Raw genomic sequence first — 23966 nt, 5'->3', positions numbered from 1 at the left:
GCTTTTTAGTCGGCGCAAGTCAACGCGATTGGCAGTGGTTACCAGCCAGTTATCTCCGCAAGACCTGCGCCGATGTCCGCCAAGCTGCGAACGGTTTTCACACCCGCATCTTCCAGTGCAGCAAATTTCTCATCGGCAGTCCCTTTACCACCAGAGATGATGGCACCAGCATGACCCATGCGCTTGCCCTTGGGTGCCGTGACGCCGGCAATGTAGGACACAACCGGCTTAGTCACGTTCGACTTGATGTAGGCCGCTGCTTCTTCTTCGGCAGTACCGCCAATCTCACCGATCATGACAATGGCCTCAGTGGCCGGGTCGTTCTGGAACATCTCCAGAATATCGATGAAGTTTGATCCGGGAATCGGGTCACCGCCGATGCCCACGCACGTGGACTGGCCGTAGCCTGCATCCGTCGTCTGCTTCACCGCCTCATAGGTGAGCGTACCCGACCGGGATACGATGCCTACTTTGCCCGGCAGGTGAATATGGCCGGGCATGATGCCGATCTTGCACTCGCCCGGGGTGATTACACCCGGGCAGTTGGGGCCAATCAGACGAACGCCCAGCTCGTCGCACTTGACCTTGGCGTCCAGCATATCCAGCGTGGGAATGCCTTCGGTAATGCAGACGATAAGCTTGATACCGCCATTGGCCGCTTCAAGGATCGAATCCTTACAGAACGGCGCAGGCACGTAGATCACGGATGCCTCGGCACCTGTGGTTTCTACCGCTTCGGCAACCGTGTTGAACACGGGAAGACCCAGATGCTCCTGTCCGCCTTTGCCGGGGGTGACACCGCCGACCATCTGCGTGCCGTACTGAATGGCCTGCTCCGAGTGGAAAGTACCCTGGGAACCGGTAAAGCCCTGGCAGATTACCTTGGTGTTTTTGTCAATCAGGATACTCATTTCAGGCGGCTCCTCCCGCGGCTTTCACTGCCTGCTCAGCAGCATCGGTGAGGCTGGTAGCAGCAATAATATTCAGTCCACTGTCGGCCAGGACTTTCTGGCCCAGCTCAGCATTATTTCCTTCGAGGCGAACAACCACCGGCACTTTCACACCGATTTCTTCAACCGCGCCAATCACACCCTCTGCGATCAGGTCGCAGCGGACGATGCCGCCGAAGATGTTGATCAGTACCGCCTTCACGTTGTCGTCAGACAGAATGATCTTGAAGGCCTCCGAGACACGCTCTTTGGTGGCGCCGCCACCCACGTCGAGGAAGTTGGCAGGAAAGCCGCCGTGCAGGGCTACAATGTCCATGGTACCCATGGCCAGGCCAGCACCGTTGACCATGCAGCCAATATTGCCGTCCAATGCCACGTAATTCAGTTCCCACTGTGCGGCGTGCGCCTCGCGCTCGTCTTCCTGTGAGGGGTCATGCATCGCCTGCAAGCCCTTCTGGCGGTAAAGCGCATTGCCATCAACACCGAGCTTGGCATCCAGACAGTGCAGATTGCCCTGATCCGTAATCACCAGCGGGTTGATTTCAATCAACGCCAAATCCTTCTCCTGGAACAACTGCGCCAGGCCGAGGAAGATTTTCACGAACTGCTTGATCTGATCGCCCTGCAGGCCCAGTTTGAAGGCCAACTCACGCCCCTGGTAAGGCTGAGCGCCGACCAGAGGGTCAATGGTTGCACGCAGGATCTTCTCAGGCGTCTCCTCGGCAACCTTTTCAATCTCCACACCACCTTCGGTAGACGCCATGAAAACGATGCGCCGCGTGGCGCGATCAACCACTGCGCCCAGATACAGCTCTTCTGCGATATCAGTGCAGGATTCCACCAGAATTTTGGCCACGGGCTGGCCATTTTCATCGGTCTGGTAGGTCACCAGGTTTTTGCCCAGCCAGTTGGCGGCGAAATCCCGAATTTCTTCTTTGGTCTTAACCAGCTTCACACCGCCGGCCTTACCTCGGCCACCGGCGTGTACCTGTGCCTTAACTACCCACATATCGCCGCCGATTTTGTCGGCTGCTTCAACCGCTTCTTCCGGGGTATCGACTGCGTACCCCTGGGAAACGGGCAGACCGTATTCGGCAAACAGCTGTTTGCCCTGATACTCATGAAGGTTCATTTTCTGTCCTGTTGCTTTGCTGCTTGGAATAAAATCGGTTGCCGGGCGTTGCCGCCCGAAACCGGGGTGAGAGTCAGTGTCTGGCGGTGGATTGTAGGGTAAACCACGGGTGTATTACCAACCTTCTAGCGACGCTTCCGGTTGGCAATATGAATAGCATGACCATCGACCGCTAATGCGGCCTCGTGGACGGCCTCTGATAAGGTCGGATGCCCGAAGACCATCAGAGCCAGATCCTCGGCACTGGAGCCGAACTCCATAGCAATCACGACCTGCTGCACCAGATCCGCCGCAGAGGGGCCCACAATGTGGCAGCCCAGAATCCTGTCAGTTTCTTCGTGGGCGAGTATCTTGACCATACCGTCGGAATCATTGGCCGCCAGGGCACGGCCGCTGGCTGCAAACGGGAATACACCCGCCTTATAGGGAACGCCGTCTGCCTTGAGCTCTTGCTCGGTCTTACCCACAGCCGCAACTTCAGGGTGGGTATACACCACGGATGGAATACAGTCGTAGTTCAGCTGTGCGGGCTTACCCGCGATGCGCTCAGCGACCATAACGCCCTCCTCTGACCCCTTGTGCGCCAGCATTGGGCCGCGAACCACATCACCCACCGCGTAAACGTGAGGTGCTTCAGTCGCGCAAAAATCGTTCACATAAATGAAGCCGCGCTCATCCAGCGTCACGCCTGAGTCAGATGCCAACAGTTCTTCGCTGCGCGGACGGCGCCCGACGCAGACGATGAGGCGATCAAAGGTAAGGTGTTGCTCGCCGTCACTGGTGGAGTATGTCACGTGGACCTGCTTATCTTTCACCTCTGCAGCCGTCACGCGGGCGCCGAGGCGAATATCCAGCCCCTGCTTCTTAAAGATCTTGCCAGTTTCCTTGGCGATCTGGTGATCCATCATGGGCAGGAAGCTATCGAGCGCCTCCAGCAATACCACCTCTGAACCCAGACGGGACCACACGCTACCGAGTTCCAAGCCAATGACACCTGCGCCGATCACACCCAGCTTTTCGGGAATCTCGCTGAACTCCAACGCACCCGTAGAATCCACGATGTACTCGTTATCAACGGGCGCCGGCGGAATTTCTATCGGTAATGAGCCGGCGGCAATGATCACGTTGCCAGCATCGACAACACTCACATTACCGTCTGCGTCTGTCACCTCGACCTTGGCGCCAGCCAGTACCTTGCCGCGGCCGACGATGGTCGTCACTCCGTTGTGCTTAAACAGACTGCTGACGCCACCAGTGAGCTGCTTGACGATTTTGTCCTTGCGGGCAAGCATCGCGGGCACATCCATGCTGGGCTTATCTACACCGATACCGTGCACGGCAAAGTCATCGCGTGCCTCCGCAAATTTATGACTGCTGTCCAGCAGCGCCTTTGAGGGAATACACCCCACATTGAGGCAGGTGCCACCAACAACGGCCTTGCCTTTCTCATCCTGCCACTGCTCAACGCAGGCGACCGAGAGCCCTAGCTGCGCAGCCTTAATAGCCGCCACGTAACCTGCGGGGCCACTGCCTATCACCACTACATCATAAGACTGTTCTGACATCGTTCTACTCACATGTTCATTGGGCGGATGGTCATTTCTTCATTGCCAACCGCCACGTTCAGGATGACCAGCTGGAGTCGCTGACCCGCCTCTCTAGTCTCTGGTCTTGCCGGCCGCCCAATGAGAACCGCCGGCAACTGTCAACGCGGATTACAGTTGCAACAAGATTCGCGCCGGATCCTCAATCAGGTCCTTAATGGCAACCAGGAACTGCACCGCCGTTTTACCGTCGATCAGGCGATGATCGTAAGACAGCGCCAGATACATCATCGGGAGGATCACCACCTCACCATTCACCGCCATCGGGCGCTCCTGGATTTTGTGCATGCCCAGAATACCCGTCTGGGGCGGGTTCAGGATGGGGGTCGACATCAACGAGCCAAACACACCACCGTTTGACACGGTAAAGGTTCCCCCGGTCATGTCATCGATGGTGAGTTTCTTTTCTTTGGCGCGCGCGCCAAAGTCAGCAATCGCCGCTTCCACATCGGCAACGCTCATGAAGTCCGCATCACGAAGAACCGGCACTACCAGACCGTCGTTAGTGGACACCGCCACGCCGATATCCTGATAACCGTGGTAAACAATGTCATTCTCGTCGATGGACGCGTTCACCTCGGGGAAGCGCTTCAGGGCCTCACAAGCCGCCTTCACGAAAAAGCCCATGAAACCCAGGCGAGTGCCGTTGTGGGTTTTCTCAAACTGATCCTTGTACTTGCGACGAAGCTCCATCACCGGCGCCATGTTCACCTCGTTGAAGGTGGTCAGCATGGCAGTTTCCTGAGAAGCGTCCAGCAGTCGCTCAGCGATCCGTGCGCGCATGCGCGTCATGGGCACACGTTTCTCGATACGCTCTCCGGTAGGCTGCGCAGGCGGCGTAGCAGCGGCAGGCGTAGTTGCCGGGGCCGCTGCTGCGCCAGACTTCATGTGCTTGACGACGTCTTCTTTGGTAATACGTCCGCCCTTGCCGGTACCGGTGATGGCGGAAGGGTCGAGCTTGTTTTCCTCGATCATCTGGCGCGCAGCGGGGCCGGCGATGCCAGCGGCATCACCGCCGGCAGTTTCTTCAGCTGCGGGGGCTGCTGCCTCTGCAGCATCGGCAGCGGGAGCCGTTTCTGCCACGGCGCCCGGTTCCAGCACCGCCAGAGGGGCCTCGCTAGCAACTGTCTCGCCTTCCTGTGCGGTGATCTTGGTGATAACGCCGCTTTCAGGCGCAACCACTTCCATCACAACCTTGTCAGTTTCGATCTCTACCAGCAGCTCGTCGCGGGTGACCGAATCGCCCTCTTTCTTGTGCCAAACGGCCACTTCGCCGTCTGCAACTGACTCTGGGAAGGTGGGCGCTTTGATATCAATAGCCATTTCTATTCCTTAGTGAAATGCCGGTTCAATCAATTTCCCCAGGGCATATCGCCCAGGGCTTCATCGATAAATGCTTGTTGTTGTTCCAGGTGCAAGGCCATGTAGCCTGCTGCGGGGGCGGCTGACGCTTCACGGCCTACATAACGCAGATAGACATCCACCTTATGGCGGTGAATAACGCGACGCATATGGTGCTGACTGGCGTACCAGGCGCCCTGATTCATGGGCTCCTCCTGACACCAAACCGCATCCTCAAGATTGGGGTACTCCGCCAGCACCGCCTGCAACTCGTGCTCCGGGAAGGGATACAGCTGTTCCAGACGCAGCAACGCGATGTCGTCTATCTCGCGCTCCCGGCGCGCTGCCAGCAGGTCGTAATAAACCTTGCCCGCACAGAGAACGACGCGCTTCACCTTGGACTTATCCAGTGGCTCTGCTTCATCGAGCACGTTGTGGAATCTGCCTTCGGCCAATTCCTCAAGCGTCGATACAGCTTCTTTGTGGCGCAGTAAGCTCTTGGGTGACATGACGACCAGCGGCTTGCGCAAGGGGCGCAAGGCCTGACGCCTGAGCATGTGATACACCTGCGCTGGCGTGCTCGGCACACAGACCTGGATATTATGTTCGGCGCAAAGCTGCATAAAGCGTTCAAGTCGGGCCGATGAATGTTCCGGGCCCTGCCCTTCATAGCCGTGTGGCAGCAACATCGTCAGGCCGCACAGGCGCCCCCACTTGTGCTCGCCCGAGGTAATGAACTGGTCGATGACCACCTGGGCGCCATTACAGAAATCACCGAACTGAGCCTCCCAGATAACCAGCCCTTTGGGTGAGGTTGTCGCGTAGCCGTACTCGAAGGCCAGCACTGCCTCTTCCGACAGCAGTGAATCGAGAATCACGAAGGGCGCCTGGTCTTCGCTCACATGCTGCAGAGGAATGTAGCTGCTCTCTTCGCTTTGGTTATGGAGCACTGCGTGGCGATGAGAGAACGTGCCGCGACCGACGTCCTGACCGGTGATTCGCACAGGGTGGCCATCTTCCAGCAGAGTCGCATAGGCCAGCGTTTCCGCCATACCCCAGTTGACGGGCTGGGCACCAGCGGCCATTTTGCGGCGATCCTCAAGAATCTTTGCAACCTGTCGGTGAATGGGGAAGCCTTCCGGTGGCGTATTGGTGTCGCGAGCCAACGTCTGCAAGGCTGGCAAGTCCATGCGCGTGTCGCAATCCATGTCCCATGCGTGGTTGAGGTACGGCGACCAATCGACAAAACTCGAGGGATCCGGTTCCGATACAAGGCTACTGACCAGCGGTTCGTCGCGATCCAGAGAATCCCGATAGCCATCAACCAACAACTGATCTGCCTCAGCGGTGATAACGCCAAGGTTGGTCAGGTGCTCTGCGTACAGATCGCGGGTTGTCTTGTGCTTGCGGATCGCCTGGTACATGGCCGGCTGCGTCGTTGACGGTTCGTCAGCCTCGTTGTGGCCCCGGCGGCGGTAACAAATCAGGTCGATAACAACGTCTTTCTTGAACTCATTGCGGAAATCGACCGCCATCTGAGTGACGAACAACACCGCTTCCGGATCATCCGCGTTCACATGGAAAATCGGCGCCTGCACCATTTTCGCGACGTCGGTGCAATATTCCGTTGAGCGCGCATCCTCACGCTTGCTGGTGGTGAAACCCACCTGATTATTGATCACGATATGCACAGTGCCGCCAGTGCCGTAGGCGCGGGTCTGTGACATCTGGAATGTCTCCATGACCACGCCCTGGCCGGCAAATGCCGCATCACCGTGAATCACGATGGGCACTACCGCCGACCCCAGGATGTCCTTGCGCCGATCCTGACGTGCGCGCACGGAGCCTTCTACTACCGGAGATACAATTTCAAGGTGCGAGGGATTAAACGCCAGGGCCAGGTGCAGTTCGCCGCCCGGCGTCATGATATTGGACGAAAAGCCCTGGTGATACTTCACGTCGCCAGAGCTGTCGTACTGCGCCCTGCCCTCAAACTCGGCAAACAGATCACCCGGATTCTTGCCGAAAATGTTCACCAGCACGTTGAGGCGCCCGCGGTGAGCCATGCCGATAACCATTTCCTTGGCTCCGTAAGAGCCACAGCGCTGCACCATCTCGGCGAGCATGGGGATCAGGCTCTCGCCGCCTTCCAGCCCGAATCGCTTGGTGCCCGGGTACTTGGAACCCAGTGACTTCTCCAGCCCTTCCGCCTTGATGAGGCGCCGCAGTAGCTGCGTGCGCACATCGTTGCTGTAATCAGGGGCACTGCGCACCGACTCCATGCGAGACATCACCCAATGGCGCTGGGAGGTATCGGTGATGTGCATAAACTCTGCACCTACTGTATGGCAATAGGTGCGCTCAAGGGCCTCAACGATTTCACCCAGTGAGGCGTCCGCTTTGCCGATGTGCAGGCTGCCCACCTGGAACACGGTGTCCATGTCTGCGCCAGAGAGCTCGTGGAAACCCAGCTCAAGATCCGGCACATGTTCACGAACCGCGAGGTTTAAAGGGTCCAACTTGGCTTTCTGGTGTCCACGCTGACGATAGGCAGAAATCAGCTGAACAACCCTGACCTGCTTACGCTCGTACTCGGTCGCCTGCGAGTCATGTGCAACCGTCGCGTCTGTGCGGACGCGCAGTTTGCTGATCTGGGCGAAACGCTCACGGATGGTGGAGTGCGGGACATCCTGAATCTGGGTAATTTCGGTTTCGACCAGAGGCAGTTTGTCAAAATAATCGCGCCATTGCTCTGGAACGGCATTGGGGTCGACTAAATACTGTTCGTAAAGATCTTCAACGTAGGTGGCATTGCCACCAGCAATATGGGAACTCTTACGAAGGAGTTCCATGGCGCTCTCTTGCATTGTGCCCTATTCCGGGTTGGGTAACGGCCACCGGCTTTTGGCCGGACTCACTACAGTGTAGCAGCGCCCCGGTGCGGGGCTAAGCCGACCGGGGCGCTAATAATTACCTTTTTTGTGTGAGTGTCACCCGGGTAAGGCGAAACCCACAAAGCTACTTACATTTCAGTAGTTTGCAGACCTAACTTAAGGTCAGGTCGCGCGTGAAAGCAGCATATTCCTGATATGGCCGATCGCCCGTGTGGGATTCAAGCCCTTGGGGCAGACGTTCACACAGTTTTGGATGCCGTGACAGCGGAATACGCTGAACGGGTCATCCAGCTTGGCCAGGCGCTCATCAGTGGCCTGGTCGCGGCTGTCTGCCAGGAATCTGTAAGATTGCAACAGGCCAGCGGGGCCAATAAAGCGATCGGGGTTCCACCAGAAAGACGGACAGCTGGTTGAGCAACACGCGCACAGGATGCACTCATAAAGTCCATCTAACTTGGCGCGATCCTCCGGCGTCTGCAAACGCTCGATCGCCGGTGCGGGAGTGTTGTTCTGCAGGTACGGCTGAACTTTCTCATACTGGGCGTAGAAGAGGCTCATATCCACGACCAGGTCACGGATCACCGGAAGGCCCGGTAGCGGGCGGATAACCAGCTTGTTGTTCTTCACAGCATCGGACAACGGCGTGATGCAGGCCAGTCCGTTCTTACCGTTCATGTTCAAGCCGTCAGAGCCACAGACGCCTTCGCGGCAGGAACGACGATAGGTAACACTGCTGTCCTGTTGTGCCTTAACCATCTCCAGCACATCGAGAACCATTACGTCCTTACCGCCGGTGTCGACCTGGAAGTCTTCCATACGGGGTTCGGCATCAGTCTCCGGGTTATAGCGATAGATACTGACTTGCAACATCAATGAGTGCCTCTTAGTAAGTCCGAATTTTCGGTTCAAAGGTATCGACGGTGCGCGGCGTGAAGTTCACATCGCGCTTGCCCACGCGCTTGTCCGCGGGGTAGTACATGGAGTGACACAGCCAGTTTTCGTCGTCGCGCTCCTGGAAGTCTTCGCGCGCATGGGCACCACGACTTTCCTTGCGACCCTCTGCAGTGATCGCCGTAGCTTCCGCCACCTCGAACAGGTTCTGCAGTTCCAGAGCTTCGATACGCGCCGTATTGAACGCGCCGCTCTTGTCATCCAGTCGGCAGTTCTCTACCCGCCCGCGCAGGTCTGCCAGCTTCTTGATGCCTTCCTGCATAAACTCACCGTTGCGGAATACGCCAAAGTGGTTCTGCATGGTGTTTTGCAGTTCTTTACGCAGGTCAGCGACTTTCTCACCACCTTCGCTTGCGTTAAGTGACTGCAAACGCTGGTTGGCCTCTTCGAGATCAGTGTTTGACGCGTCACGCATTTCAATACCTTCACGCAGTGCCTCTTCGATGAACAGGCCAGAGGCCCGCCCGAAGACCACCAGGTCCAGCAAGGAGTTACCGCCAAGCCGGTTGGCGCCATGAACGGACACACAAGCCGCCTCACCGCAGGCATACAGACCGGGGATGATGTGGTCATTACCCTGCGCATCAACGGTGAGAGCCTGCCCGTGCACGTTAGTGGGGATACCACCCATCATATAGTGACAGGTTGGCACCACTGGAATGGGCTCCTTCACGGGATCGGCGTGCGCGAAGGTGCGTGACAGCTCACAGATACCTGGCAAGCGGCTCTCCAGCACTTCCTCGCCAAGATGATCCAACTTCAGGAATACGTGGTCACCCTCGGGGCCACAGCCGCGGCCTTCTAAGATCTCCAGCACCATCGAGCGGGCAACGACATCACGGCCTGCTAGATCTTTTGCGTTGGGCGCATAACGCTCCATGAAACGCTCACCGTCCTTATTAATGAGGTATCCACCCTCGCCCCGGCAACCCTCGGTCACCAGCGTGCCGGCACCGTGGATGCCCGTGGGGTGGAACTGCCACATCTCAATATCCTGCACGGGGAAGCCCGCGCGCAGCGCCATGCCAATACCGTCACCGGTATTGATGTGCGCGTTGGTGGTTGATGCATAGATACGGCCCGCACCACCGGTGGCAAATACGGTTGCTTTGGACTTCACGAAGACCGTTTCGCCCGTCTCGATGCAGATCGCGATTACGCCGACAACCGCACCATCCTGGTTTTTCACCAGGTCAGTTGCAAACCACTCATTGAAGAACACTGTGTTGTTCTTCATGTTGTTCTGGTAAAGCGTATGCAGCAGGGCGTGACCGGTTCGGTCCGCGGCTGCGCAGGTACGGGCAGCCTGACCGCCCTCCCCGAAATTCTTGGACTGCCCGCCAAAGGGACGCTGGTAAATGCGGCCTTCTTCGGTACGCGAGAACGGTAATCCCATGTGCTCAAGCTCGAAGATCGCTTCGGGGCCCACGCTACACATATATTCAATGGCGTCCTGGTCACCGATGTAATCGGAACCCTTGACGGTGTCATACATATGCCACCGCCAATCGTCGTTGGGATCTGCGCTTGCGATAGCGCAGGTGATACCGCCCTGAGCGGACACGGTGTGAGAGCGTGTCGGGAAGACCTTGGTGATCACCGCAGTCTTGTAGCCGGACTGCGCCAGCTGCAACGCAGCGCGCATACCTGCACCGCCGCCGCCAACAATTACACCGTCAAAGGAGATGGTTCGCATTGCTGTCATGCCTCATTAACTCCAGAGGATCTGGATAGTCCAGATCACATAAACAAAGATCGCCAGGCTACTGAGAATCTGGCAAACAAATCGTAAGACATTGCCCTTGGCGCCCATCATGCGCTCTGTGAGGTAGTCGGTGAGCACAGCCCAGATACCGATCCACGCGTGAGCCGCCAGCGATAAGACCGCCATGACGCTGAATACGCGCATCCAGGTCTGCTCAAACAGGGCCTTCCACTCGGCGTAAGTCACGCCGTCGCCGATGCTGACACCCAAAGTAATGAAATACGCCAGAAGGATAACGGCGCTGACACGCTGCACCAACCAATCAGACAGACCTGAGCGACCAAAACTAGTGACTGCCGTTACCATATCCATGCCCCCGCAAGAAGAGTGAGTACAACCGCGCTCGCAATCACGATGCGTGCACCCATGACGCCGCCTTCAAGGCTCTCGCCGATACCAAAGTCCATAATCAGGTGCTTGATGCCCGCCACCGAGTGATAAGCAGCCCCTGCCAGCACTGCCCACAGCAGCAACTTTACGGGCACAGAGGTTAAGGTGTTTGTTAGCGACGCGAAGCTTTCGGGACTGCTGAGGCTGGCATCAAGCATCCAGATGAGAAGCCCGACGCCGACAAAAAGGAATACACCAGAGACTCGGTGCGTGATCGATGCGTATGCGGTTATCGGCAGTTTCATGCTGCCGATGTCCAGATTGACAGGACGATTGTCTTTCACGATGCAGATACCATGGTTTGACGCCCGAGGGCGGATAATAAGGTCGGCTATGCCGGCTTCAGGCCAATTTTCGGTGCCTACAGGCTCTGAAACGCGCGAAATTATAGGCACTTGCGCGCACAATTACAAACGTCAGGTGAGGTTTGGCCGCCCCAACCCAATTGCCTCGATCGTCTTCGATTTTCGCCAAACGTGATCGGCGCCAATCGCAACAATACACTTACAAATAGCGCTGTTTAGAGCCAGATCAATTGACAACACCGACGTAGACCTTATAGTTGTCGTCCCCTCCGAAGTACGACTCAGGAACACGTAATGAGCGACAAAAAAGCGACCCTTCACGTCGATGGCCTGGATGAGGCTATTGAGCTGCCGATCTACTCCGGCAATCTTGGACCCGACGTGGTCGATGTAGGCGGACTCACTGCCAAAGGCATGTTCACCTACGACCCGGGCTTCGTTTCCACCGCTTCCTGCGAATCCCAAATCACCTACATCGATGGTGGCAAAGGCGTTCTGTTACACCGCGGTTACCCGATTGAACAGCTGGCTGAAAAATCGGACTACCTGGAAACCTGCTATCTGCTCCTTTACGGAGAGTTGCCAAGCGCAGAGCAAAAGAAAACCTTTGTAGAAACGGTCCATAATCACACGATGGTGCACGAGCAGATCCGCACCTTCTTCAACGGGTTCCGCCGTGATGCCCATCCCATGGCCATTATGTGTGGCGTCGTTGGTGCGCTGTCGGCCTTTTACCACGACTCGCTGGACATCTCTGATGAGCACCACCGCCAGGTAGCCGCGTTCCGACTCATCGCGAAAATGCCAACGCTGGCTGCCATGAGCTACAAGTTCTCTATCGGCCAGCCATTCATGTACCCGGACAACAATATGGGCTACGCAGAAAACTTCCTGCACATGATGTTTGGCAACCCCTGCGAGCCCAGCAATGTAAGCCCCGTGCTCGCCAAAGCCATGGATCGCATCTTCCTGCTGCATGCCGATCATGAGCAGAACGCATCCACCTCAACCGTCCGCCTGGCCGGTTCATCTGGCGCCAACCCCTTCGCCTGTATCGCTGCCGGCATCGCCGCACTGTGGGGCCCCTCCCATGGCGGCGCCAACGAAGCCGTATTGGAGATGCTGGAAGAGATCGGTGACGTCTCTCGTATCGACGAGTTCGTAGCCCGCGCGAAAGATAAGGAAGACCCCTTCCGACTGATGGGCTTCGGGCACCGCGTTTATAAAAACTTCGACCCGCGTGCGAAGGTGATGAAAGAAGCGGCCGACGAAGTACTCGCAGAGCTAGGCCTCGAAGACGATCCGCTGCTTAAGATCGCCAAGCGCCTGGAAGAGATCGCGCTGGAAGACGAGTACTTCATCCAGAAGAAGCTCTACCCCAACGTGGACTTCTACTCTGGCATTATCCTCAAGGCCATCGGCATCCCAACCAGCATGTTCACCGTGATCTTCGCTGTGGGCCGCACCGTTGGATGGATTGCCCACTGGAACGAAATGATTTCTGGCAGCTACCGCATCGGCCGCCCACGCCAGCTCTACACCGGTCACACACAGCGCGACTTCGTCGCTCTGGACGATCGCTAACGGCACTAGTGCCAAACCCTCTGAAAAGGCCGCCTAGCGGCCTTTTTTGTAGGTAGAATACGCCGAGCTATAACGAGAACAGGAAACAACCCGCAATGACCGACATCGTCATCAGTGGCACCGGACTCTACACGCCGCCAAACGCCATTTCCAACGCCGAACTGGTTGAGGCTTTCAACGCCTATGTCGACCTGCATAACGTCGAGCATGCAGATGAAATTGCCGCCGGTGACATGCCAGCCCTGCAGCATTCTTCTGTGGAATTCATCGAGAAGGCTTCAGGCATCAAGTCTCGGTTTGTTGTCGACAAGTCCGGCATTCTGGACCCCACTCGCATGACGCCGAACATCCCAGAGCGCACCAACGACGAGCCGTCGGTGATGTGCGAAATGGCCATCACCGCCGCGCGGGAAGCGCTGGCTCAGGCGAACAAGACGGCCGATGATATTGATGCCGTTATTGTCGCTGCTTCCAATATGCAGCGCGCCTACCCGGCCATGGCTGTGGAAATCCAGGATGCACTGGGTATCAAGGGTTTTGCCTTTGACATGAATGTCGCTTGCTCCTCAGCAACGTTCGGCATACAGCAGGCCCGTGACGCCATCGCCAATGGCAGCGCTGACTGCGTACTGATGCTGAACCCTGAGATTTGCAGTGGACACCTGAACTTCCGCGACCGCGATTCGCACTTTATCTTCGGTGATGTATGCACTGCTGTCGTTTTGGAGAAAGCCGCATCTGCCACCTCCAACGATCAATACGAGATTCTGGACAGTCGCCTCCAGACCATCTTCTCCAACAATATTCGCAATAACTTTGGCTTCCTTAACCGCGGTGATGAATCCGGCATCGGTAAGGCCGACAAGCTGTTCGTGCAGGAAGGTCGCAAGGTCTTTAAAGAAGTCTGCCCGGCAGTGGCCACCCAGATCAGCGAACGCCTGGACGCGACCGGGATCGATGCTCAGTCACTTAAACGGCTGTGGCTACATCAGGCCAACCTGAACATGAACCAGCTGATTTCACGACGGGTGCTGGGCAGGGATGCCACGGCGGAAGAAGCACCCACCATTCTCGATAAATACGCCAACACAAGTTCAGCAGGTTCGGTTATCGCGTTCCACAAACACCGCGAAGACTTTGCCAGCGGCGACATCGGCGTTCTGTGCTCCTTCGGAGCCGGTTACAGCATTGGCAGCGTGATATTGCGCAAGCGTTAATAAGAAGAGGCCGCGCGATGATAAGCGTGGCCGCCCTACTCGCCGCAGCTAGCTGAGTCGAGCGCGGCGACAGGATCTCAGAGTAGCTGCGTCAGCACTTCTAACAATCGCTGCGTCTGTGCCTCGGTGCCAATGCTGATTCGCAAATACTGATCTATGCGTGGCTTATTCCAGTGACGCACGATAACACCCTGCTGCCGCAGACCTGCAAACAGTTTCGCAGCATCGTGCTCCGGGTGCCGGGCAAAGACAAAGTTCGCCTGTGAGGGCAGCACATCAAAGCCCAATTCCAGCAACACCTCGCTTAATGACGTTCTTGTTGCCATCACTTGCTGACGGCATTCGTCGAAGTAATCAACGTCCTCTACCGCTGCGCGAGCGGCAGCTTGGGCCACGGCGTCGAGAGGGTAGGAGTTAAACGAATCCTTTACCCGCGTGAGGCCTTGTATCAGCGCCGGGTTGCCCAGTGCAAAACCCACACGCAGACCCGCCAGGGCGCGAGACTTAGACAAGGTCTGCACGACCAGCAAATTTTCATACTCAGGCACCAGTGCCGCTGCAGACTCCGCGCCGTAATCCACATAGGCTTCATCAATTACCACCACTGCGTCAGGATTTTGATCAAGCAACTGGCGAATAGAGGTCAACGGCAATGCCATTCCTGTGGGCGCGTTTGGGTTTGGGATGATCACGGCGCCCCGACCCGCCCGATACTCGTCTAAGGCCAGACTAAAATCTTCCGCCAGGGGAATGGTTCGCGATGTCAGGCCATATAGCTGGCACCAGACTGGGTAAAAGCTGTAGGTGATATCGGGGAACAGCAACGGCTCTTCGTGCGCCAGCAAGCCCTGAAAGGCATGGGCCAACACCTCATCTGATCCGTTACCCACAAACACGTTCTCGATACCTAGACCTCGGGTAGCAGCGATTGCCTCACGCAAGGCCACAGAGGACGGATCGGGATATCTCCTGAGCGAGTCATCCGATATCGCCTGTATAGTATCCATCACACGGGGCGAAGGCGGGTACGGGCACTCGTTAGTGTTCAGTTTGACTAACTGCGCGTGCTGCGGTTGCTCCCCGGGCACATAGGGTGTCAATGCGTGGGTAATCTTGCTCCAGAAGCGGCTCATAGCCATGGCTCCCTAAACCAACAAACCCGGCGCATGGCCGGGTCTGTCTGTCAAAATATGGCGTCCCCTAGGGGGTTCGAACCCCTGTTCCCGCCGTGAAAGGGCGGTGTCCTAGGCCACTAGACGAAGGGGACGCAGATCCCTCAGTCGAGGTGTGCGCATTGTAACGGCGTGACTTTGCCAATGCAAAACTAAGGCTGGTCCAGATGCTGTTGTTTCAACTCTTTGCGGGACAGGTGCCGCACGTCAACGCCACGGACCAGATAAATGACCTGCTCAGCGATATTAGCAGCGTGATCGCCAACGCGCTCCAGCGAGCGTAGCGCCCAGATCTCGTTCAACAGTGTGGGTATGCTGTCACGGTGCTCCATGAGCAGCGCTGTCAGGCTGCGCAGACCACTCCCATAGTCGCGATCGGTTTCTCGGTCGGCGATAACGACCCCGACTGCCTGGTGAACCTCAAGCCTTGCAAAGGCGTTCAGTGAAGCATGCAGCATATCCACAACGTCGGTGGACAGTTGTCGCACTTCAAGCAGGTTGCTGGGAGATGCTGCATCTTCTGATAGGTCTATCGCCAAGCGGGCAAGCTTTGAGGCCTCGTCGCCAACGCGCTCCAGGTCGTTGGTCAGTTTTCCAATAGTCAGCACTAATCGCAGATCACTGGCTGCCGGTTGCCGGCGCGCAAGTATCCGCGAGCACTCCTCGTCGATATCAACCTGCATCTGGTTGATCACCGCGTCTTTATCGATGATGGGCGCTGCGCTGCCGCTGTCACGCCTCAGCAAAGCATCTATCGCGTCACCCAACTGCTGCTCGACCAACCCTCCCATCTCGAGAAGGTGGTTTTTCAGCGCCTCAAGCTCAGCGTTGTACTGTGCAGAGATATGCTGATTATAGCTATCGTGACGTGATTCCATCAAGCCTTACCCGTACCGCCCGGTAATGTAATCTTCTGTTTGCTTCTCTTTTGGGTTAGTGAATAGGCGGTCCGCCGTATCAAATTCAATCACCCTGCCCTGATACATAAATGCCGTCATGTCTGACACACGCGCTGCCTGCTGCATATTATGCGTGACAATAATAATGGTGTAGCGAGATTTCAGTTCGTAGATCAGCTCCTCAATCTTTAGTGTGGAGATAGGATCCAACGATGAAGCCGGCTCATCCAATAGAAGCACGTCGGGTTCAACCGCAATTGTGCGCGCGATCACCAATCGTTGCTGCTGACCTCCCGATAACGCGAGAGCGTTTTCGTTTAGCCTGTCTTTAACCTCATCCCACAATGCTGCCGCGCGCAGGGAGCGCTCTACGACCTCATCCAATTCGCGCCGACGTCGTAGGCCGCCGATGCGCAAGCCGTAAGCGACGTTCTCATACACCGACATGGGGAACGGGTTGGGCTTCTGGAAAACCATACCAACGCGACGACGCAACAAGGACACATCAACCCTCGGATGATAAATATCCATCTTGTCCATCCGGATGCGTCCCTCAATGCGGCATCCTTCAATCTGGTCATTCATTCGATTAAAGCACCGCAATAGCGTTGATTTGCCGCAGCCGCTGGGGCCAATAAACGCAGTCACCTGCTGTCGTTTGATCCTCAGCGACACGTCGTCCAGGGCCTTGGTATGCCGGTCGTAGTAGAGCGACAATCCGTCTACCGACACGTTCATGCCCGTGCGCTTGTTGGCTTTTGCCGGCAAGAGATGCCTGGGCTTGAGGCTCAGTTCAGCGCTCATGGATCACTACCCCACTCGCATTTGATTACCGAATCGCTATGCATGTTCATAGTGCCTTGTATTTTTCCCGCAGATGGTTGCGCAGTAGTACGGCGAATAGGTTTAGCCCGATTGTCAGTACGACAAGCAAAAGTGCAGTCGCATAAACAAGGGGTCTGGCGGCCTCAATGTTGGCGCTCTGGAAGCCCACGTCAAACACATGATAGCCGAGGTGCATAAATTTCTGGTCAAGATGAAGATACGGGTAGTGACTGTCGATAGGCAGCGCAGGTGCCAGTTTCACGACGCCGACAAGCATCAAGGGAGCAACTTCGCCGGCTGCACGTGCAATCGCCAGGATTACGCCCGTCATCATTGCGGGCGTGGCGATGGGCACAATGATGCGCCACAAGGTTTCAAACCGTGTCGCACCCAATGCCAGGCTGCCGTCGCGCAGCGATTGCGGTATGCGTGCCAGCCCCTCTTCAGTGGCCACGATGACTACAGGCAGCGTCAGCAAAGCCAGCGTGATGGATGCCCACAACAGCCCGGGGGCTCCGAAGGTGGGCGATGGCAGCGCGTCGCTGTAGAACAGCTTGTCCAGTTCACCGCCGACGACATAAACGAGAAAACCCAGCCCAAAGACCCCATAAACAATTGAGGGCACGCCCGCGAGGTTGTTTACTCCGATGCGTATCAGCCGTGTTTTCCAATCCTGTTTGGCGTACTCATGAAGGTAAATAGCCGCCAGCACGCCAAAGGGAGCGACAATAACCGACATCAACAACACCATAACAACCGTGCCGACAATGGCCGGAAACACCCCACCCTCGGTGTTGGACTCCCTGGGGGCCGTCGAGAGAAACGCCCATAGTTGCAGGGCCCAGCTTTCGAGCTTTTCGACGTAGCTCATGCTGTTAGGGTGTTGCACAGCCAGAACTGATGCCAGTGGCAGTCGCCACAACTCGCCGGAGTCTACCCGCAGGGTCAGCCAATATGGCTCGATGCTCTGGGCCATCTCAAGCATGTCGCGTTGCGCGCCGGTGAAAGCCGCCGACAAACGCGCCTGCTCCTTGCCAAGCTCTTCAGCCAACGGCGCATCACCGCCAATGGCTCGCTCTCTCTGGTAAAGCCGCTGTGCCTCACGGTTGAGCTTACGGATTGTGCCGTTTTCGAGCGCTGCCATTTTGGATCTCACGGCGTCGATCCTATCCAGAGCCTCGTATAGGGCTTGGTCCGCATCTGGCGAAAGCGCTACTGTTCCCCTGGGCGTTTCCAATGACTGCAGTTCACCGTAGGCAGGTCCCCAGGCCTCACGTAATACTCTCACCAGTTCAGCCGGGCGAGAGAGGCTGACCACGTTCTCATCATTGACCCATACGAACTCGCCATCGCCGCGATCGCGATTCCCGCGCCGAAAGAGCGTGCTGCGCTGTTCACCCGTCGCATGGGTAGAAACTTCAGTCCGCACCCGCTCTACGTAGAGACGCTTTGTAGGTTCACTCTCATTCTCACTGCCGTCTGTCCCCGTTGCCGCGACTGACAGTGAATACAAAGGTTTGGGCCAGAAATGCGCCAGACCGTTGGCAGTGAGTAGGTACAGCAATGCGCCAACCAGCAACAACGAAAGTGTCACGCCACTGGCGTTGAACCACAGCAAAGGTTCGCCACGGGCAAACCAGCTTTGCGGATCCCCCTTGGGTATGAACGGGTTTCTGCGCTTCTTTTTGGCCACTACAGCGCCCGGTATCGTCTGCGCAATCGCTGACGCAAGAGCTCAGCGGCGGAATTCAAAATGAAAGTGAGCAGGAACAACAGCAGCGCAGCCACAATCAGCACTCGGTAGTGACTACTACCCAACGCGACCTCGGGGGCCTCCAACGCGATAGTTGCAGACAGTGTCCGCATCCCGGAAAACAAATTGCTATCCATGAGTGGCGTGTTACCCGCAGCCATCACGACGATCATGGTCTCCCCTACCGCGCGCCCCAGCCCGATCATCAGGGCCGAGAATATGCCGGGACTGGCCGTTGGAAGTACAACATTACGCAGCGTCTGCCAGCGACTCGCTCCCAGGGCCAGGGAGCCATCGCTCAACTGTTTCGGTACTGAATACAGCGCGTCCTCTGCAATAGAGAAAACAGTAGGGACAACGGCAAGACCCATAGCCACACCGACAACCAGGGCATTTCGTTGAGCATAGTCCAAACCCCACCGCTGATAGATATAGTCCTTGAGACTCATACCCAGGTACCACTGCTCCAACAGATCTGCGGCAAATACTGCAAGCGCAGCGGTTCCTGCAAACACGGGCAGTAACAACAGGGGCTCCCAGCCTGATACCACATAGGGGCGCAGAACATTGCCCAGCAGACCCCACAACACACCGCTCACTGCAACAGCGACCGGCAACAGTAAGCAGGCAAGCAGTGCCTCTGCCAGGTGCTCATCCAGCCACGGAGCAAACCAGAGCGCCGCCAGAAAGCCAAGTACCACCGTTGGCATAGCTTCCATAAGCTCGATGCCGGGCTTCACCTTTCTACGCATGGACGAAGCCATGAAATAACCAGTGAAAATTGCTGCTGACAGCGCCAGCGGAATGGCAAACAGCATTGTAAAAAACGCAGCCTTCAGTGTGCCCCAAAGTAGCGGCGAGAGACTGAGCTTGGCCTCATAGGTTGCACCCGCCGTTGCGGGTTGCCATTTGAAAATGGGGGCGCGATAACCCTCATACTGTACGGCTGCAAACAGCGATCGCGCTGACACATCTGCATGGGGAGCTTGGATGCTGAATCTCGTAACACCACCCTGGGCATCTTGCAGCAATAGCTGCCCACCACCATTAGAAATTGATGATGCAGTGATCTCGTCAGTCGCCAGCCCTGTCGTTGCCCACCCCTGCCGCTGCGAGGTGCTGTGGAATAAGCCAATAGCACCATCGTCGAACACCGCAGCGAATAGCCGACTTCCTGGATCGGCAGCTAGATGATGAACGGCCTTGCCGGGTACCGAGAATCGACGGAGGGTTTGCAAAGATAGCTCACCACTGTCCTGCAGGGTGGGCGACAATTGCAGCAAGGCGCCACGATCCGAGGCCACGACAAAACTCGCACTGCCGAAAAGTACTGCAGCAGCAGTGAGTTGTTCGCCAGCTTCGAAAAGGCTGCCGCTGGTCAGCCTTGGTACGGGCATGGCGTTATTGACGGGCGCCAGGTCATGCACCGTATAGTTACCCTGGAAAGTCACCCTGACCAGAAACCGATGTCGTGCATCGACAAACAACAACCCACTGCTTCCCGGATCCTCGCCGGGCGGCAGTGACAGAACACGGTTTGCTGAGCCCGCAAGACCGTTCTCATCCAGCTGCCAGCTAGCGAAGTACAACCGGCCAGACGCGCTCTCCGCCGCCACAGCCAGCTCACTATCAGTCTCAGTCAGCGCGACACGCAACAGAGCATCACCGGCTGGCGCCAGCTGGAGTAGCGGCACAATCGGACGGACAGACGGACGCAACTCTCTGCGTCCCTGTGTCACCGTCGTCTCAAACTCAGGCCTGACTAGCAGCAACTCACCAGCCTCTGTGCCCAGTGCTGCAGCGCCCCAAGGCAGCGCGGCGCGAGTTGCTGCCGTAACGCTTGCGTCCGCATACAGCAAAGAGCGCGTAAGCAACGCCCGGTCACGGGACAGGTCGAAAAACCGGGCCTCTCCGGACTCTGAAAAAGCCAGCCCCACACTGCCAATATCTTCGGCGACAAGTAATGTGCTGTCGCTGGCGGGGACTGCAGATGTGCCTTGCTCGGTCAGTGATGGCGCCGATAGCAGAGGGGCCACTTCATGCAGCAGGAAGACGAGTATCATGACGACAGACAGAATTACACCGACGCCGCCTGCGCTGATCAGAGCATTGGCGCAGCGATCCAACACCTGCCGCGCTGCGAATCTGCCGCGATGCAGTGAATTATTCAAGATCCAGCTGCTCCATGAGCACCCGTCGATGGCTGACGCTCACTGGCACATAACCTGCGCGGGCAACGACCTGCTGGCCCTCATCAGAAAGAACAAAACGAAAGAACTCTCTCTCAAGTGGCGGCAGAGGCTCGCCAGGTTCGCGATTCGTGTAAATATACAGCTGGCGCGACAGCTGTGCCTGATCATTACTTAGCGCATTTTCCGGCTCAGGAGATGTCATCGCCAGCCTATCCACTAGCGGTACTGTTTTTACACTGGCTGTACCAAAACCCGCACCGGAGTACCCAACTCCATAAGGAGACACGGCCAGTGCCTGTACTACCGAAGAGGCGCCAGGCTGCTGATTTACCCTGTCACTGAAGTCGCCGCCGCACAATGCGATGCGTTTGAAAAAGCCATAGGTCCCGGAAGCTGATGTTCTTCCGAACAGGTCGATGGGGCGTGTCGCCCAATCACCGGTAAGCCCGACATCTCCCCACACGCGAGCAGTCTGGTTAGCGCCACAGGCGCGCGTGCTGGAAAAGATTGCATCAACCATCTGAATATCGATGACTGACAGAGGGTTATCCCGGTGTACGAAAATCGCAAGCGCATCGACGGCAACCGGAACAGCAGTCGGCGCGTAACCATAGCTTCGTTCGAAGGCCAGGATTTCACCACGGGTCATCCGGCGACTCATGGGGCCCAGGGTGGCGGTGCCCTCAGTCAATGCAGGCGCGGCAGTACCGGAGCCCGCCGTTTGCACTTGGATAGTGGTGCCAGGGTGCAACTGCTTGAAATTCTCCGTCCATAGCGTCATCAGATTGGCCATGGTGTCTGAGCCAACGCTGGATAAGGTACCCGATACGGCGACAACGGGCTGGTAATCCAGTGTCTGTGCCGGCGCTTCCGCCCTCCCCTTCATGCTGAGCAGGCAGCACATCAGTAGTGCGATCAGTGGGATGGATACGGAGCGTGCCCAGCCGTGTACAGACGGCGCCTGGCCTGCCGCTGGCCGCGCCGAAAATCCTCGTAAGCAATGCCTAGCCGGGTGCATGAAAGACCAGCTTGAACACACTGCCTTTACCCAACTCACTCTCGATCTGGAGTTCTGCCTCATGCGCGGCGGCGACGTGCTTGACGATGGCCAGACCCAAACCCGTGCCGCCTGTTCGGGAACTGCGACTGTCATCCACGCGGTAGAAGCGCTCGGTCAACCTCGGTATATGACTGGCATCGATACCCAAACCCTGATCGGCAACAGCCAGGCAGAGTTTCTCGCCCTCGCGATACCAACGCACGGTGACCTGATCCTGCTGCCCGCTGTACTTCAGTGCATTGATCACAAGATTTGAGATGGCACTGTGCAGCTCACGGAAATCGCCGAGTACGGTATCCGAGGTTTCAGCGTTAACCAGCAGCTCCCTCCCGGGGAAACCCTTGCTGATCTCATCCTGCATTTCAGTGATCATGGCAGCGATATCGACCGGCTCGAGTGTCTTATCGTCACTGACACTTTCGATCCTCGATAGCCAAAGCAGGTCTTTCAGCAGGTTTTCCATCCGATTAGCCTGCTGGTCAATCTGCTGCAATGGACGTACGTACTGGGGCTCAAGCGCGTCACCCATGCCGAGAAACGTGTCGATATAGCCTTTAATCACCGTCAGCGGCGTGCGCAGCTCATGTGACACATTACCCACAAAATCCTGACGCATCTGCTCTAAGCGAACTCGATCAGTTACATCTCGAATAAAGATCAATCGGTCTCCCGCCCCGAAAGAGCTTACTTCGAACTCAAAAAAACGTTGATCAGCACTGCCACCGGCAGTACGCAGAGGCGCATAGAAATCCTCTCCCTGCAAGTACTGCTGGAAGCTGGGTATGCGGATCAGATTCGCAACAGGTTGGCCCCTGTCCTCGGGATATCGCAGCTCGAGCATCTGGAGCGCTGCGGCGTTACTCCATTCAATTGCTCCGCGTTCGTCGACAATGACCGCAGCGTCCCGCATGGAGCTGAGAGAGTCTTGCAGGTAATCCAGCGAACTTTGCAGGCGAGTCCGAGCTTCCCTGTTACGCCGCTGCAGCAAGTAAATGTTGTCAAAGATTGCGCCCCAGATGCCATAGGTTTCCGGGGGGTCGGCTTCCGGATTCGCCATCCAGTGCTGAACTCGCCAAAGTTGAAAGGCCCAATAAGCCAGCGCCAGAGCGGTGGCTACCGAGAAACCCAGCAAAGGGTACCCCGCGGCCCATGCCGCCAGCGTCAATAACGCAACAAAAACAAGTAGACGTCGAAGCTCTGCGCTCCAGCTACTGGATCCGATCACCGAACACCAATACCGCGGGCGGAGAAACGATAGCCGGTACCGCGCACAGTCTGAATGAGGTCGCTGTAATCGTGCTCGGGCGTTTGCAGAGCTTTACGCAATCGGCGGATATGTACGTCTACCGTGCGCTCCTCGACGTAGACGTTGGCACCCCAAACATGATCGAGCAGTTGTCCGCGAGTATATGCACGCTCCGGGTGCGACATAAAGAACTGTAGAAGATTGAACTCGGTGGGGCCCATATCCACAGGCTCGTCGGCCATAAAAATGCGTCGGCTTTCACCGTCAAGCACCAGGTCCGCCACCTGTATCCGTTCATTCTTTTCACCACCACCGGCACGGCGCAGCAAAGCTTTAATACGGGCAATCAATTCCCTGGGCGCAAACGGTTTGGTGATGTAGTCGTCTGCGCCCACATCCAGACCCTGAATGACATTGTCTTCAGCCGTCTTGGCAGTGAGCATGATGACGGGCAGATCAGCCGTTGTGTCATTGCGTTTCAGGCGGCGAAGAAGCTCCAGCCCGCTTCCGCCTGGCAGCATCCAGTCCAACAACACAATGTCGGGTCTCTCATCGACGACGAGGGTATGCGCCTGCTGGATATTTTCCGCTTCAATACACCGAAATTCAGCGATCTCCAGCGCCATGCGCAGCATGTCGCGAATCGCGTACTCGTCATCAACAATCAGGACTGTTTGGTCTGGCAT

At 56.9% G+C, this 23966-nt stretch carries 19 protein-coding genes and 1 tRNA gene; 2 read left to right on the top strand and 18 right to left on the bottom strand.

From position 1 onward, the window contains the following. Positions 1 to 38: 38 nt before the first annotated feature. From sucD to sdhC, 9 genes are all read right to left on the bottom strand, one after another. Positions 39 to 911: a succinate--CoA ligase subunit alpha gene (gene sucD, locus IE089_RS04505; protein WP_189475547.1), complete on the bottom strand. Its 873-nt coding sequence runs from the start codon at positions 909 to 911 to the stop codon at positions 39 to 41. A gap of 1 nt (position 912) precedes the next feature. Continuing rightward, the gene (sucC, locus tag IE089_RS04500) at positions 913 to 2082 is read right to left on the bottom strand and encodes an ADP-forming succinate--CoA ligase subunit beta (protein ID WP_189475545.1); all 1170 of its coding nucleotides are present in this window, start codon (positions 2080 to 2082) and stop codon (positions 913 to 915) included. Positions 2083 to 2207: 125 nt separating this feature from the next. Continuing rightward, a complete protein-coding gene (gene lpdA / locus IE089_RS04495; protein ID WP_189475543.1) occupies positions 2208 to 3647 on the bottom strand; it encodes a dihydrolipoyl dehydrogenase in 1440 nt (479 codons plus the stop codon). A gap of 150 nt (positions 3648 to 3797) precedes the next feature. Continuing rightward, positions 3798 to 5009: a 2-oxoglutarate dehydrogenase complex dihydrolipoyllysine-residue succinyltransferase gene (gene odhB / locus IE089_RS04490; protein ID WP_189475541.1), complete on the bottom strand. Its 1212-nt coding sequence runs from the start codon at positions 5007 to 5009 to the stop codon at positions 3798 to 3800. A gap of 29 nt (positions 5010 to 5038) precedes the next feature. After that, positions 5039 to 7879, bottom strand: coding sequence for a 2-oxoglutarate dehydrogenase E1 component (locus tag IE089_RS04485; RefSeq protein ID WP_373294697.1), 2841 nt, complete (start codon positions 7877 to 7879; stop codon positions 5039 to 5041). 204 nt (positions 7880 to 8083) lie between these two features. Beyond that, complete coding sequence (locus tag IE089_RS04480) at positions 8084 to 8791, bottom strand: succinate dehydrogenase iron-sulfur subunit (RefSeq protein ID WP_308428821.1); 708 nt, start codon at positions 8789 to 8791, stop codon at positions 8084 to 8086. Positions 8792 to 8804: 13 nt separating this feature from the next. Further along, complete coding sequence (gene sdhA, locus IE089_RS04475) at positions 8805 to 10577, bottom strand: succinate dehydrogenase flavoprotein subunit (RefSeq protein WP_189475535.1); 1773 nt, start codon at positions 10575 to 10577, stop codon at positions 8805 to 8807. A gap of 6 nt (positions 10578 to 10583) precedes the next feature. Beyond that, on the bottom strand, positions 10584 to 10943 hold the full coding sequence (sdhD, locus tag IE089_RS04470) for a succinate dehydrogenase, hydrophobic membrane anchor protein (RefSeq protein WP_189475534.1): 360 nt from the start codon (positions 10941 to 10943) through the stop codon (positions 10584 to 10586). After that, on the bottom strand, positions 10937 to 11311 hold the full coding sequence (sdhC, locus tag IE089_RS04465) for a succinate dehydrogenase, cytochrome b556 subunit (RefSeq protein WP_189475532.1): 375 nt from the start codon (positions 11309 to 11311) through the stop codon (positions 10937 to 10939). The genes sdhD and sdhC overlap by 7 nt, the downstream gene beginning before the upstream one ends. 315 nt (positions 11312 to 11626) lie before the next feature. Between sdhC and gltA the strand changes: the two genes are divergently transcribed. Both gltA and IE089_RS04455 read left to right on the top strand, forming a co-directional pair. After that, positions 11627 to 12916 carry a citrate synthase gene (gene gltA / locus IE089_RS04460; RefSeq protein ID WP_189475530.1) on the top strand — a complete coding sequence of 430 codons (1290 nt, stop codon included), beginning with the start codon at positions 11627 to 11629 and terminating at the stop codon, positions 12914 to 12916. A 95-nt stretch (positions 12917 to 13011) separates the two neighbouring features. Next, on the top strand, positions 13012 to 14133 hold the full coding sequence (locus IE089_RS04455; RefSeq protein ID WP_189475528.1) for a beta-ketoacyl-ACP synthase III: 1122 nt from the start codon (positions 13012 to 13014) through the stop codon (positions 14131 to 14133). A gap of 77 nt (positions 14134 to 14210) precedes the next feature. Here the strand turns inward: IE089_RS04455 and hisC are convergent, their stop codons facing one another. The 9 genes from hisC to phoB form a co-directional block, all read right to left on the bottom strand. Then, entirely contained in the window at positions 14211 to 15266 is a 1056-nt protein-coding gene (hisC, locus tag IE089_RS04450) for a histidinol-phosphate transaminase (protein WP_189475526.1), read from the bottom strand. A gap of 58 nt (positions 15267 to 15324) precedes the next feature. Beyond that, positions 15325 to 15400 (bottom strand) — tRNA-Glu (locus IE089_RS04445). 57 nt (positions 15401 to 15457) lie between these two features. Beyond that, on the bottom strand, positions 15458 to 16183 hold the full coding sequence (gene phoU, locus IE089_RS04440; protein ID WP_189475524.1) for a phosphate signaling complex protein PhoU: 726 nt from the start codon (positions 16181 to 16183) through the stop codon (positions 15458 to 15460). A 6-nt stretch (positions 16184 to 16189) separates the two neighbouring features. After that, positions 16190 to 16942: a phosphate ABC transporter ATP-binding protein PstB gene (gene pstB, locus IE089_RS04435; RefSeq protein ID WP_229802680.1), complete on the bottom strand. Its 753-nt coding sequence runs from the start codon at positions 16940 to 16942 to the stop codon at positions 16190 to 16192. 112 nt (positions 16943 to 17054) lie between these two features. Next, positions 17055 to 18722, bottom strand: coding sequence for a phosphate ABC transporter permease PstA (gene pstA / locus IE089_RS04430; protein ID WP_229802579.1), 1668 nt, complete (start codon positions 18720 to 18722; stop codon positions 17055 to 17057). Next, complete coding sequence (locus IE089_RS04425; RefSeq protein ID WP_189475520.1) at positions 18722 to 20953, bottom strand: ABC transporter permease subunit; 2232 nt, start codon at positions 20951 to 20953, stop codon at positions 18722 to 18724. The genes pstA and IE089_RS04425 overlap by 1 nt, the downstream gene beginning before the upstream one ends. Further along, positions 20946 to 21878, bottom strand: a complete 933-nt coding sequence (locus IE089_RS04420; RefSeq protein WP_189475518.1) for a phosphate ABC transporter substrate-binding protein PstS family protein — start codon at positions 21876 to 21878, stop codon at positions 20946 to 20948. The genes IE089_RS04425 and IE089_RS04420 overlap by 8 nt, the downstream gene beginning before the upstream one ends. A gap of 100 nt (positions 21879 to 21978) precedes the next feature. Continuing rightward, on the bottom strand, positions 21979 to 23259 hold the full coding sequence (gene phoR, locus IE089_RS04415) for a phosphate regulon sensor histidine kinase PhoR (protein ID WP_189475515.1): 1281 nt from the start codon (positions 23257 to 23259) through the stop codon (positions 21979 to 21981). Further along, entirely contained in the window at positions 23256 to 23966 is a 711-nt protein-coding gene (gene phoB / locus IE089_RS04410; protein ID WP_189475513.1) for a phosphate regulon transcriptional regulator PhoB, read from the bottom strand. The genes phoR and phoB overlap by 4 nt, the downstream gene beginning before the upstream one ends.

It is taken from the genome of Parahalioglobus pacificus, assembly GCF_014652275.1.
Taxonomy (GTDB): Bacteria; Pseudomonadota; Gammaproteobacteria; order Pseudomonadales; family Halieaceae; genus Parahalioglobus; species Parahalioglobus pacificus.
The sequence above is the reverse complement of the archived record's forward strand: the minus strand, read 5'-3'. Positions and strand labels throughout refer to the sequence as shown.